Source organism: Cyclobacterium sp. 10D3-21, from assembly GCF_055809755.1.
On the sequence record NZ_CM147924.1, the window covers coordinates 1,568,398 to 1,583,317 of the forward strand.

Consider the following 14,920-nt stretch of genomic DNA (forward strand, 5'->3'; position numbering starts at 1 on the left):
GCTTATAATTATGGAGAATAAGATCAAAGTACTTTTAATCAACTCCTATTCCTTCGAGAAAATCCATGAAAACTGGAAAAAAGGTGTTAATCCCAGCCATTACTTAATGGGTAAAATCGAATTGGAAAAGTCGGGTGATTTTGTAGTCGATATCCATGTACACCAAAAGTACAAATGGCTTGATACTATAGGGAAATACCTTAAAATTCCATTTCTGGACCAACAGGTGAGGGCTTTGGCGATTTTGAAGAATTATGATTTGGTATACATGCCTTATCCAGTTGCTACCAATAGATTATTGACTATGCTGAAAATTTTTGGTGTAGTAAAGATCCCTATGGTGGGGTTGGCACATCAAAATTTCATTTATTATAAAAATAGAGATTCTATTCTAAATAAGCTGGGAGTTAAACGGCTCCGGCAGTTTGATGCTTTTGCTTTTTTCTCTAAAAATTTAATGAAAAAGACCCAAAAGGATTTGAATTATAGCGAGACGGAAAAAGAAAACAAATGCTTTTCTGTAAGCTGGGGTGCAGATGTTGATTTTTATAATGACATACAATCGGATGTACTCAAGGAAGAACCACCCTATGCCGTTTGCGCAGGTACTGCCGACCGGGATTATGACATACTTATCAAAGCCTTCGAAGGATTGCCTTATAATTTGAAAATTTACTGTACTCCAAAAACAATTCCTTCTTCCGTAAAGCTTCCTGTAAATGTATCTGTGGATACTACATGGGTGCCCTATGATCAACTTTTGAATGCCTATGTTAATGCATCATTTATAATCATTCCTTTAAAGGAGGAAATTAGAGAAAAAGGAAATACTTATGGGCTGACAGTTTTATTAGATGCCATGGCTGTAGGTAAGCCGATATTGATGACGCAACATTCCTTTTTAGATATTGATATAGAAGAAGAGAAAATTGGGCTGTGGGTAAACGACAATACCCCAAATGGATGGAACAAAAAACTGAATCAGATGATAGGAGAAGAGATTGATTTGGACGCTATGGGAAAGAATGCAAAAAAACTTCATTTGGAAAAGTACAATATCCAAACTTTCGCCAATCAAATGGCGAAAGTTTTTAAAACAGTATTGAACCGGAATTAATTTTCTTTTTGGCGATGGATTCACCCTCCCAGAATCTTAATGTACAGTCAGTGTTGATGGCACATAAAAAAGGCTCCTTGAAATTATTCAAGGAGCCTTTTTTATTGAATTGTTATGTTAAGGATTAACGATTAGTCTTTGCTTGTTGATGATGGTTTGTTCGTTGCTTACACTTACCAGGTAAACTCCTTGAGAAAGGTTGTCAAGTGGAATGTTGAACTGGTTGTTAGTCGTTTGAATACCACTCAGATCGAAATGGCTTACCAACTGACCGTTCATGTTGTGAATAAGGACTCTTCCCTGACCAATTTCAGCATTAAGCTCCAAAGTAGCCCTTTCCTTAGCAGGGTTAGGGAAGATACGGATCTTGTCTTCAGCATCCACTGTTTCAGTGTATACATCCATTTCTTTGTATCCCCTTACGTACATTTCTTTGTATCCTCTTTTCAAAGAATTTTGAAATGTTCCTAAATTCGCTGCAATGGTTCCACCTTTTGCATCACTTCCTACAATGGCAATACCTGAAATACTTGCGTTGTTAACTGAGGCTGACAATTCAAGGCTTAATACCCCATCCGTTACCTCGATGTTTTCGAAAGACAATATTGCAGGTGCATTGTTGTTTTCTACAAAAAGGTCAAAGTTACTTTTTAACACTTCACCCTGTAGCGCGATGTCATAAACTCTTTTTCCTGCTTTGGCAGTACCTCCTGCATATCCAAACCAAAGCTCATTGTGCATGGTATATACTGTGTACGTTCCATTGGGTACCGGGATAGTGTATGTTAGATTTTCTCCTCCTCTTTCTGTTTGGAAAAGTGCATCTTCAGCTGTTTTACTGTTTTCATATCTTTTGGTTCCGTCGTTGTAATAGGCTTCAGAAGTAGACTCGTCCAGGTAAGTGATGCCGTTTAGTGTAGCATCTGATTTTCCACCAGCATTTAAAAAGTAAAGGTGTTCCGAACCAGGTTTTTGAGGAGTGTCTTTTCTTTCCTGAATGATAGTAATACCCGAAATAGAAGCATTGTTTACACTTGCGATCAATTGAAGGTTTAAAACCCCATCTACTACTTGAATGTCTTCGAAAGTAAGGATGGTCTGTTGGTTGTTGCTGTGGGTGTAGATGTCAAAATTGTCCATTACCACATTGTCTTCCAATAAGATGTCGAATACCCTTCTGCCTTTTCTGGCAGATGAACCGCCTTTACCAAAGTACAACTCATTGTGGTAGGTTTTTACGGTATACGTTCCGTTTTCCACAGGCACCATGAAACTCAATAAAGAAGAGTACCTTTCTGACTGGAAGATTTTATCGTCACTGGCTTTGGTATTGACAGAAGTCTTGGCGTTTGGAGAATTGATGTACTCAGTTCCTGAAACGAAGACATTGTCCTCAAAAGTAACCTCGTCCTCGTAACTGGTATTGAGGTACATGACAGGATCTGTGTTGGATGCATTGCTTTCGGAAATAATAGCCAATCCACTGATGCTGGCACGGTTTATAGAAGCATTCATTCCCAGATCAAGCTTTCCATCTATCACCTCAACTTCACTGAAAGTCAGTGTAAGGGGTTGGTTGTCATTTTCAACAAACATGTCCAGGTTTTCTTTGACTAGTTGGCCTTCAAGAAGGATGTCAAAAACTCTTCTTCCTTTTCTGGCAGAAGGACCATCCTGTCCGAAGTACAATTCTTTATGGAAAGTTTTAACAGTATAGGTTCCGTTGGGAACAGGAATTTCAAACACAAATGCATCACCGCTTCTTTCGGTCTGGAACAAAGGCTCCTGAGATTTTGTATTGGAATAGGTGTAAGTCTTTCCTGAAACATTAGCGGTTACTGCCTGCTCTCCTTCAAATTCAATTCCACCATAGGTGATTTCTTTTTGAGTACCCAGGTTTACAAATAGGCTGAATGTTTCTCCTGATTGATCATAAGTGATTTCAGGTACTTCCTCTTTTGTAGCCACAGTAACTACCACTTCATCAGACAATCCTTTACCGCCATCATTGTCAACCACCTGCAAGGCAAGGGTGAAAACTCCTTCTTGAGTAGACGTCCAGGAAAATTCGTAAGGAGATTTAGTGCTAGAAGCTGCAGTACTTCCATTTACTAAAAGGTTAACCTTGGCAATGTCCCCATCCAGATCAATTGCAGAACCTTTTACCTTTACACTTTCCGAAGTGTTGATATCCGTGTTCTCAAGAGGCTGAGTAAGCGTAATGACTGGCAATATATTTTGTTTTTTGACCTCAATGGCAACACTATCGGAGAAAACCGTTCTGCCGTAAATGTCTACCGCTTCAGCATAAATATAGTGGGATCCGTAAGGAATATTCTCCCAGGTAGAAGACAGTGGACTCTCTTCTTCTGTAGTGATCAGTGTTTCACAAAAATAGTAATTGACCTTTGCTACTTCTAATTCTCTGCCTGCAGATACATTCAAGGTAATAGGAAGGTCATCCCCCTCGATCATTCCAGATCCGTACTCTGGGATAATCACTCTCACTTCTTCTATTTCAGCTGGTTGTACAGCTACTTTTGAGGTTTTGATTAAAATCACAGAGCGGAAAGGGGCAATTTTTATACTTCCAGAATAACTTTTATTGTCCATATCGACAAACTCACCAGACAAGCTGATTGTTTTTTCATCACTTCCCTCGTTGTAGGCAAAAAGTATTTTTTCGTCAGGATCAGCTAATTTTAGATCCGCCTCGTGTACGTTAAGGTTGTCCATTTGGAAATCAGCAGCGCTTACATTTTCAAACTTGAACATTAGCACGGTTTTTTCAGAAGTTTCTGCTGGGCTTAATAAGATTTCGTACTCATTTCGCTCAGTGGAATACTCTATGGTGTTGACAGCACTTACCGTTCTCCATGGAGAATAGGTTTCTCTCAAATAAGCTTTTCCGGCAAAGGCCTTGTTGCCAATACCACTAAATCGAATCAGGTAATCAGTACCCTTAACTACTTTGCCTATGCTTACATTCATTTCAAAGGTACCGGATCCGGTTACGCGTAAAGCGCCACCATCTAGTTTAGACTTGCTCGACCAGCTGGTCTTTCCATTTTTTACCGTAACGTAATCGGCATTTTTATCAAATCCTTCGTTGTTGTATTTGTTATCGCCTATTACTCCATTCACCTCGTAAGCAGCAACGTCAATAGGGTGGATTTTTGACCCTGAATCCTTGCCATAAAGTTTTTTCCAGCCATCAAGATCCAATACCTGTGTAACTTCAGAACTGGTTCCCATGTTGTATTTACTGATAATCCTGTAATTGTCAGTCAATGGACTGGCATACACGTTGTCTTTAAAGGAAGCCATCTGGCTCAGGTCATTTTTGATAGAGCTTAGGTTTAAGTTATTCTGCTCTCTATTTTGGGAGAAAAACAGGTTGTTTTCGATGACATTGCTGCGAATATCAGCACCCATATCGTCATTTCTGAAAAACAATTGGTAAGCACTATTATAAACAGTGTTGTGGTGAATGTGGTTTTGACGTGCATTGTGCAGGTAGATTCCTTTGCTCGAGATATTGGCAATGGTATTGTAGGCAATTTCAACACCTGAAGTGTTGTCATCCAGGTAGATTCCCTCAGACTGTGGTTTAGCTAAAGAAGACCGGATATTTGTTCCTTCTACTACTCCATGACCATTCAGGATAATGTTTCCTATTACTTTTCTGTTGTAATAAGTCTCGTTGCTGTTGCCAGTATAAACGTAGATTCCACCACCGTCATTTTTTGTTTTGTTAAAGTGGTTGATAAAATTATTTTTCACCAGGCTATTGTTTCCGCCAAAGCGAATTCCTACATAACCAACGTTGATGATTTTATTGCCTTCAATGGTATTGTTGTCATTAGGAGAAGTGATGCCAAATCCATTTCCATCACCTGATTTCCCCATTCCTGGGAACAAAAGAATATTGTTGATCTCGTTGTTGCGAATAATGGCATCGTCACAAGACTTCAATTCAATACCTGAATTGTGAATATCGACCAATTCGTTTCCTTCCAAACGCAACTGTTGATTTCCTTCTCCGAAGATGCCATTTTCACCAACCAATTCTATTTTAGTGTTTTTGATGGTTACATTCTTTCCTGTGGAAAGTTGAATGGCATTGATATTGGCTCCTTTAAAGTGAAGGTTTTCGATTACTACATTGTCCACCCTTTTCACTTGGGTAAGTAAGATGTCTAGGGCAGCTACTTGTATGGAATGGTTTTTAGGAGACTCATTTCCAAAGAAGATATTAAGTTTAGAATTGTTGGTGTCATAATACCACTCTCCTAGTTGGTCCAGGGTTCCGATATGGTTTTGGATAAAATAACCGAACTCATTTTTAGGTTGGTAGCTTGTCTCGCTGTTAGTGGCATACTTGATGGTATTGCCAGAGTGAGCGGTTATTTTGTGACGATCAAGAATCCAATAGACTTTTCTAGCAACCACTTCAGCACCGGTCCAGTTTGGCCATGAGCTTAGCTCCTTGTCAGTAATAGCATTCCATGAACTGGACTCATAAGTAAGGTACCCTTTGTCACTGCTGTCTGAATTGGGGTATCTGCCCATTTCGGCGTTCTTCTCATTAAAGCTAACCATGTTAATGGCTTTGGCCTTTAATTGAGAGTGACCCGCTTCATATATCCCATTGCCTATAGACTTCCAACTGGTAAGGTCTACAAAACCGCTGACAACTGGCTTCTCTCCACTGCCATAAGCCCCTATTGTGATTGGGTTATTGGTGGTGCCTGAATTATTCATTACTATAGTGCCGTAAAAGGTTTCTCCCCTTCTCAACAATATTTTGTCTCCCGGATTTAAGGAAGCAAAAATGGCATTCAGTTTTTCGATTGATTTCCAAGGAGTCTCAGCATTTTGTGCCTGCGAAAAGCTTCTTGAATCATCTCCCTTTTCTTTGGAAAAATGATAACTAGCAGCATGTCCCTGAATAACTGAGAAGGTTAATACAATAAGAAAGGAAATTGAGAAAAGTAACGCTTTCATGACACTAAAAATTAAAGTTTATATTAATTCGGTTTTTTATATCCACCTTATACTTCAGGTGTTTGTTAATTTTGTCCTACTATTTTTGATTTATGAAGTCTTAAAACGGTATTTCAATTAAAAGAATCTTGTTTTTTGATTTTCATATATATCAAAATGAAATTCTAAATATGAATCTCATTTCAATAATAAACAGTATAAAGTTCTTAAAAACAAACTTTTCATTTGTATAGGAAGTTGGAGACGGGAGGAGAATATTGAATAATTTCAATAGGTGAAGAGAATAGTGCTTTTGGAATTCTGAAATTTGTTGGTGATCTAAAAAATGGAAGAGAAAAATTTTTTAAATTATTTTCAAGTTCTTTAAAATATTTTCAAGAAAACGCTGCACTTGAAGGGTTTACCCACTGAGATTTGAATGCGGGATGGCGACGGTAGGATAGAATTGAAAGAAAATATCAAGAATAATTGTCTCCCAAATCTGTATTGGAGCACTAAACACTTATTGTTGGTTAGGGAATTGGGCGCTGGAACCTTTGATTAACCTGATTTCTGGGTTTGAGAAAAATACAATAGAGGATCGTTAATCTATGAAAATGGAAGCTCTACCTAATTATTGCTATGCCCAATCTAAGCGCAAATGGAGTAGATTTATAGCCTTTACCAAATAAAACCACGATTGAAAAATAACATTACTTGATTATAAGGGAAGATAAACGGTTTTTCCTTTAGATTGATTTAAAGGCTAAGGATCAACAGGGGAAGGCATTTTTCTTCTTTAACCTTGCCTACGATAAGAAATCCCCACCAGTTTTTTTTCAACCTTCAACAGAAACCTTACAATAGGATTGCTGGTCCTTCTAAATAAGATTTAAAAACTCATAAAATAGGATGTGTCAGTAGATTATGGTAAATTAAATACAAGCCCTATGTCAAACCTTATATTGAAGGGACAAAAAAAAAGCCCTGAACTAAATCAGGGCTTTTATCTTAGATTCCTATTTTTGGATCATTAAGGCGTGACCATGAGTTTCAATCTGTCAATCACTCCTGTCTCTGATGTAAGGGTTATGATATAAAGACCTTGTTTCAAGTTGTGAAGTGGTATATTATACTTACCATCATCTCCTACTAGGTTTTCAGAATTAAAATAACCGATCAATTGACCATTAAAGTTGTGAATGCTAATGTAAAACCTTCCGAGTTCCTGGCCTATTTGTAAAGTAGTAGAGGTGGACGCTGGATTTGGATAAAGTATGTTTTCGTAGCTTTCCTCGATACTATTTTCACGCAATTCACTTAGTGTAGACAATTCTTCTACATCATCTATTATCTGTCTTAGGTTGGCGTTGGCAATATATTCTTTCCCACTTGGGAAAACTGCAATTCCCGATATCAATGCATTATTAATTGTTGCATTAAAATTTAGATCTAGATTACCATCTGAAACTACAATATTTTCAAAGCGGAAAGCGACTGGCTGATTTGCGTTCTCTTTGTAAAGATCCACATCGTCTTTAACCCTCTCACCTTCTATATTAATGTCAAACACCCTATTATTGGGGCCAGTAACCTTGGTGATTTCCCCAAAATAATTTTCGTCATGGTAAGTGATGACAGTATAGTTTCCATTGGTTACAGGAAATTTATAATTCATAGATTTCCCAAAACGATGCGTTTGATATATTTGGTTTGAATTTGATGAGGGTACATTATACGGACTAGAATTAGAAGGTACCTGAATCAAGCTTTTCTCCGAGACGAAATCCATTCCGTTGAATTGGGTGTCAGATTCACTTCCTGTATTGATGAAGTACGAAATGCCTTCAGATTGATCAAGATCCTCCATTGGAATAATGGCTATTCCTGATAATAAACCATTGTTTTCAGAAGCATTTAGCTCGATCTTCATTTCACCATTTTTCACTTCGATATCATCGAATATCAAGGTAGCCTCTCTGTTACCATAGGTAGCATAGAGGTCCAAATTGTTTTTAACCAATTCGTTTTGAATGCTAATGTCGAATACACGTAATCCAGCTTTTCCATTAGAAGTGATAGCACCAAAATAATTTTCTATGTGGTAGGTTATCACCCTGTATAAACCATTTTTAACTGGGATCTGATAGGTTAAATTTCGCCCATATCTTGTAGATTGGAAAATGGGTTCCGTGGATGCATCATTGTTTTCAAAAGTATTGGATGAGGAGAAATATTTGCTAGACAAATCAGAGATGAACTTATTAGACTTGTAAGTTTTATCCTCGTCAGAACCTACATTAATATACAAACCGGAAGGATTTTCAGATCCATCATTATTGTCTGGAGGAGTTGCATCATTTATTTTAACAGCGATAGGTGATGATGAGGCTACTTCATCGTCACTGTTATTGATGATCACAGCTTCTATTGAATGTTCTCCTTCTTCTCCGTTCTTCCAGGTAAAGGTATAAGGTGCATTGGCGACATCACCAATAAGTTGATCACCATTATAGTATTCTACTTTACTAATATTGCTATTGTCAGGTGTTATTTCGGCCTTTATTATTATTTCTTCACCGACTTGATGGCTGCTGTTAAGGCTTGGGGAGGTAATAGTAATTTCCTGACTTGGGTTTTGATCAGGTTTGCTTGCCTTGGATGTTCTCACCAAAAGAATAGAGGAATAGGGTGAAACTTCTATATTTCCGCTAAATGAATTTCCTTTAACATCCTTAAACGTGCCGTCCAAAGCAATAGATTTCTTTGTTTTGGAAGCATTGTATTCAAAGAGGAATACATCGTCAGGATCTGTTATTTCTACATTCGCCTCCTTTATTTCTAAATCGTCAATCCAATATTCCCAGTTACCTATGTCCGAAACGAGCATGATCGACGCTTGGTCTACATCATCATAAGGATTAATCAGTACTGAATATTCCTTTACTTCAGTTCCCAGTTCTACTGCTGTACTTGGCGAAACAACCTCCCACGGAGATCCAGAATACCTCAAAACTACTCTTAAAGAACCTTTTTTATTACTTTTAGCTTTGAACTTTACTACATAATTCTTTGCTTTTTTTACACTTCCTATCTTTGCGAGAGCTGAGGAGGTGCCTGGACTCTTTATTTTTAACGAACCCCCTGATATGCCTTTGGAATCCCAGGAATGAGTGCAATCATTACAATAAAATTCATTAACAGATTTGTTGAATGCCAAATTATCGAATAAAAAGCTACCAATAAAACTTAGTAGTGTAAATTGTTTGATTTCGTCTTGCTGGAAATTGTTAGAGGACAAATCTTTGTTGAAGCTGCTATTCCATGAATCTAAATTCTTTGTGTCTATTTTCATTTCGTTGTTCCTATAGTATTTAAGGTAAATACTATGATCGTCTCCCAGAGGTCTAGCGAAATAATTGTTGTTGAATGATCCAAAGCTTCCTATATCGTCCTTAAAGGAATTAATTTTATATGAATATTGGTCCGAATATTTTGAGAAAAACACGTTGTTTGAAAAAGTAACATTTCTGGTGTCTGCCCCTCTGTTGCTATTTAAAATACGAGCTGTGGCATGAGAATCATAAAACGTATTTTCTTCAATGGATATGTTAAAGACATTCTGAATCTTTACACCTGCGTATTTAGAATTTGCAACAGTATTTCTAATGATCTTTAAACCATTTGTATTATCATCTAAAAATATGCCACTACCCTGTGGTATTACAATCATGGATTCATTATAGGGAGTACCATCATTTGTAGCATCTCCGTCAAGTATGATATTTCCTTCAACTATTCGATTACTAAAAGTTATGGTTTTCTCCCCTCCATAGGTGTAAATTCCACCGCAATCATTTTTTAAGAGACAATATTTTTGGATCAGGTTATTTTTGATCGTAATGTTATTTCCTTTAAAATGTATTCCGTTAAATCCTGTTTGCTTTATGACATTGTTTTCTACTAGTATATTGTTTCCAGATACCAATATTCCATTTCCATTATTGTCGAGATTTTGTCCTCCTCCTGAAAAAGGAAAGCTATTCTCAATAAGGTTGTCTTTTATAATTGCATTGTCATTTTGAAAATGCAAGTTCATTCCTGTATTCAGGGAGAAGTTAACCCGGCTATTTGTGATTTTTAAATCTTTGATAGCTAAAGATGTGATCCCATTTTCTCCTGAAAATTCGATTTCTGAGTTATTGAGGACAAAATCACTTCCACCCTCAATGAAAATTGCGTCTTTATTGGCTCCTTTAAAATGTAGGTTTTGTACCAAAACATGGTCTACATTATAAGATTTTACGAGGAGATTTTCCAAAGTGCTTACCAATACTTCTTGGTTGTTTGGGTTTGTCCCACCAAAATACACATTTAATTTTCTGCTATTGTTGTAAAACCATTCACCATATTTATCCAGGGTTGACAGGTGATTTTGTATGAAAAAACCAAATCCACTACTAGGGAGGTAAGAACCAGAACCCGCGTAATTTATAGAATTACCAGAGTTGTAATTGATAACGTGTCGGTCCAATATCCACTGGTTTTTTCTGATTACAATGTCACCGTTGCTGAAATTCGGTGCCCCAGATAATTCATTACTGCTTACAGAGGATTTGCCTGAAGCAGAGGAAATAGTTAAATAACCGGAGTTTGGACCATCGCTATTTGGGTACCTTCCTATCTCGTAAATTTGTCCCCCTATTGAAACGATTTTTGTTTGATAACTCGAAAAAGTATTTGTACTCTCATATCTACCGTTTCCTATAGATTTCCAACCAAGTACTTTTTCAAATGAGGTGATTACGGGTTTAGCCCCTGAGCCATAGGAGTCTATTTTAATAGGGTTTCCTGAGGAACCTCCCTTATTTACTTTTATTGTACCATAAAAAACATCTCCCCTTTTTAAAAAAATTGCATCACCTGGCTTTAAACTTGAGAAAATGGCATTTAATTTGTTTATAGACTTCCATGGTGTGTCAGGGTTCTGTGCTTGTGTTGAACTTCTGGAATCATTCCCTGTTCCATTTGAGAAATAATAATTTGTTGCATTTGCCATGGTGCTCAGGAAGAAGAGACTGAAACACAGTATTAGCTTCGGTAAAGATTTAATCATTAGAATTCGCATTTAGTTGGTGGTTTGACTTTATATAATCAACTTAGGTTTGAAAGAACATAATTATTCCTACTCCAAAATCTAAAGACCTGGATAGGGTGTTCAAGTAGAGCTTTTAGTTGGCTTTCTCCACTTATCGACCTTACACTTCTAACCTGATTATCCTCGCACTTGAATTGCCTTCGCTTGGGTAATTAATAGTTTGCGTTAGCATGAATGTGCAATGAAATTTCGTACCAAAAATTCACTTTTGGCTTTTTACTTAAATTATGTAGTCATAAATCCGGTGATTGGTAATAGAATTTTACCTGAAATTTATTTCGTACCTATATTTTAGTATGTAATACTAATTAAAATGCATTTAGTATCCAATTAATACTGTTTGATTATTTTAAATATTTTTTAGAATTGGTAAATATTTTTTTATAATTGGTAAGTTGGGCAATCAATTTTAAAAGTTTGTGGGGGTTGATCCCACAAAGTGTTTATTTCTTCAACAAGTTTATGAAATTATTGGTAAAAGAATAAACTATTGGCAAAAAAATCACCTAAAATCCAGATACTGTTGTAATAAGAGGTGAGTTGGTTAGGTTTATTGTAAAACAAATATAATTAGGTAATAAAGCTTGAAGAAGCTCTTGAAATGATGGATTTAAAATTATTAACAAGTAGAATTAAATTAAAATATTCGATAGCAATCCGTTTGGGTGATCTTGATGCATTTGACTTATCCGGAAATCCTCCTTTTTTTATTGTGATTTTCCGTAAAGCACTGAAAATTAACAAGCTTGATATTTGATGAATAATTAGATAATAATTTTATTTTACGAGGTAAGACAAACATAATCAAGGTGTTATTATGGTTTTGTTAAAACTATGGCTTAAAGTCATAATTTTTATAGTTTCCTGATTTACCGAATTATTATTTCCTATTAAATCCTGGAAATAAAAATTTGCTATAAAAAAGCAAAGGTTAAATAATTGTATTATTGAACCTTTGGCTTTTTTATTTTTGGTTCTAATGACTGAATTTTATGTTTGGTCCTATTTTCAAAATGCCTTCTTAGCAACTCGAATCGAATGCCAATTTTATGATCGCTAATGTTCAAAGTAGCTACAAATCTATCGCTATGAAGCTGAGTTTTTTATAGAAGTTTCTGTATTGGAAACATTTTCTATCTTAAGTTTTTGTTCATTTTCATTTCGAAGATACAATGTACGGGTAGGGAAGGCGATAGAAATTCCCATAGATTGGAACTTGTCAAAAATGTCAAAGTTTATTTGTTGTTGAATGTCCATATAGGTGTTGTATGCCGCAACCTCTACATAGTAAACCACCTCAAAATTTAGACTGGAATCCCCAAACTCTTTAAAATGAGCCCGATCAAAGGTTATTGGCTTTTGTTGGTTAACGATTTCCTTAAGAATTTCAGGAATTTTCTTTAAATCAACCGTATTAGTTTCATAACTAACGCCCACCCCAAAGAGAATTCTTCTCCTTTGCATTTTTTTGTAATTGTGTATTCTAGAGCTTGTTAAATCACTATTGGCCAATACAAGTTGTTCACCCGATAGTGTTTTAATTCTGGTGGTTTTTATACCAATTTTCTCCACGATACCGTTTTTATCGTCTATTACAATGAAATCACCAATCTCAATTGGTCTGTCAAAAAAGATGACAAAATAGTTGAATAAATCACCTAGAATATTCTGTGCAGCCAAAGCAACAGCGATACCACCGATACCCATACCCGTTACAATGGCCGTGACGTCGTATCCGAGATTGTCAAATAGGAATAAAAAACCAGTCCCCCATATCAGTATATTGATAATGAGTATTATACCCCCAATTTGCTTTACCTTTTCTTCACCGTTTTCTTGTTCTTTTACCCAGGTTTTTAATAACAATATTAATACCCGAGAAACAAGTCTTATAATGTAATAGGCAAGAACAACTTTATGGGTATTGGAAATAATATTCCTGAAACTATCAGAAATCGTAAGGGTTTTTATACCGAAAAATACAATAGAAATATAAAGCGCGGGGATAACAAATTTCTCTATAGCTTCAACCAAATAATCATCGAAATGAGTATCTGTTTTTTTAGTCAGTTTTTTGATTTTTGTTAATAATGTTTTCTTAAATATTCTGACAATCAGAATACCCACAACGATAAAAACCATTGCCATTAAATAATCTTTTGTGGTGTTGTTCCAGAGTTCTTGAGCCAGGTATTCGTCAAACATAATGGGATTGATTTGGTTGGTTAAAGGAATTTTAAAGCATAATAACCGTATTTTTAGTAAGAATGGTTCAAAAAAAGCACATTAAATTGGGTCAAGTAATACTTGAATTATTTTTTTTCAGTCCCATCAAAATAAAAGGAGTCACAATTATTGTGACTCCTTTTGCAATTTTATTAAGCATTTACTGAAATCATACAGGGCTTACTGCTTCAGTTTTTTTAGAGTTTTTCTGCCAGAAGAAGAAAATTGTAAAGAGTACAATTAATATTATAGGGAAGAAAGCTATGTTTTGGAGCGTGGCCTGCCCAGCTGCCAATTCTAATGCGTCTCCTGTTAATCCTTTAGCACTTGATTCAGCTCTGGCTGAATCAATCCAGCCACCGATTACTCCTTGGAAAATCGCAGAAGAAAACATTCCGATACCACCAATGATGGACAATCCCAATGCACCACTTAGTGGAACTCTTTGGGCTACCGCACCTACCATAACAGGCCAGAAATAAGCCACTCCCAAGGCAAATATTACAGCTACGAAATAAGCAGCAGGTCCAGTTACTATACTGAAAAGGTATATACCTATTGTGGCTAAAATAGCTCCTAATAATAAAACACCAGTTTGACCAAGTTTGGCTACAACAGGTCCTGCAAAGAACCTTGCTACGGCCATTACTCCAGTAGTCAAGGCCAATATTATCATGGCATTGGCACCACTGTTAGCCAAAATGATATTCACCCACTGTTGTGGTCCAAATTCGGATATGGCAGTAAATGCCATACATACAAAAAGGAATATAAATACAGGACTAAATAAAGCTTTGAAGTTATTGAGTAGAGAGGTTGAACCTTCCACTTTTGCTTTTGGGAAAGTTTTACCAAAGAATAAATAGGCGTAAATAACGGTAGGAATCATGGTTACCCACATTTGTGCTTCCCATCCTAAGTTCAATCCAGTCATAAAGGTAGAGATTAGCGCACCTACCATAATACCTCCAGGGAACCACATATGGAACCTGTTCAACATTTTATTCATTTTCACCCCTGAATACATGTCAGCAATCATAGGATTACACGCAGCCTCAGTACAACCATTTCCAAAACCTATAAATAGAGTGGAAATCAATAAGGTGGTATAACCGCCAGCATAAATGGTTAATAAAATACCAAGAGTATGGGCTATAAAAGCAACTCTCATGATGTTTTTAGGACCAAAAGAGTGGTATACTATACCTCCAATAATCATGGAAATGGGAAAACCCAAAAACCACATTGAATTAATAAATCCTAATTGAGTTGCGGTTAATCCGAATTCTTCTCCAAGTTCAGGTAGGATACCAGCTCGGATACTGAAGGTGAAAGCGGTAGTGATCAGTGCAAAACAGCTCCCGTTAAAGAGTGCACTTTTGTTAATATTTTCGTTCATTGAATTTGGGTTTAGAAGTTTGTATACTTTTTTT

5 protein-coding genes are annotated in these 14,920 nt (G+C 36.4%); 1 reads left to right on the plus strand and 4 read right to left on the minus strand.

Features of this window, described 5'->3' with window-relative positions; translation table 11 throughout:
• The first annotated feature begins 10 nt into the window (after positions 1 to 10).
• Entirely contained in the window at positions 11 to 1,117 is a 1,107-nt protein-coding gene (locus AC0L7T_RS06560) for a glycosyltransferase (RefSeq protein ID WP_473341698.1), read from the plus strand.
• A gap of 117 nt (positions 1,118 to 1,234) precedes the next feature.
• Here the strand turns inward: AC0L7T_RS06560 and AC0L7T_RS06565 are convergent, their stop codons facing one another.
• The 4 genes from AC0L7T_RS06565 to AC0L7T_RS06580 form a co-directional block, all read right to left on the minus strand.
• Entirely contained in the window at positions 1,235 to 6,124 is a 4,890-nt protein-coding gene (locus AC0L7T_RS06565; RefSeq protein WP_473341699.1) for a malectin domain-containing carbohydrate-binding protein, read from the minus strand.
• Between the two features lie 1,012 nt (positions 6,125 to 7,136).
• The gene (locus AC0L7T_RS06570; RefSeq protein ID WP_473341700.1) at positions 7,137 to 11,219 is read right to left on the minus strand and encodes a malectin domain-containing carbohydrate-binding protein; all 4,083 of its coding nucleotides are present in this window, start codon (positions 11,217 to 11,219) and stop codon (positions 7,137 to 7,139) included.
• A 1,128-nt stretch (positions 11,220 to 12,347) separates the two neighbouring features.
• Complete coding sequence (locus tag AC0L7T_RS06575) at positions 12,348 to 13,466, minus strand: mechanosensitive ion channel family protein (RefSeq protein ID WP_473341701.1); 1,119 nt, start codon at positions 13,464 to 13,466, stop codon at positions 12,348 to 12,350.
• Between the two features lie 190 nt (positions 13,467 to 13,656).
• On the minus strand, positions 13,657 to 14,886 hold the full coding sequence (locus tag AC0L7T_RS06580) for an MFS transporter (protein ID WP_473341702.1): 1,230 nt from the start codon (positions 14,884 to 14,886) through the stop codon (positions 13,657 to 13,659).
• Positions 14,887 to 14,920: the final 34 nt, after the last annotated feature.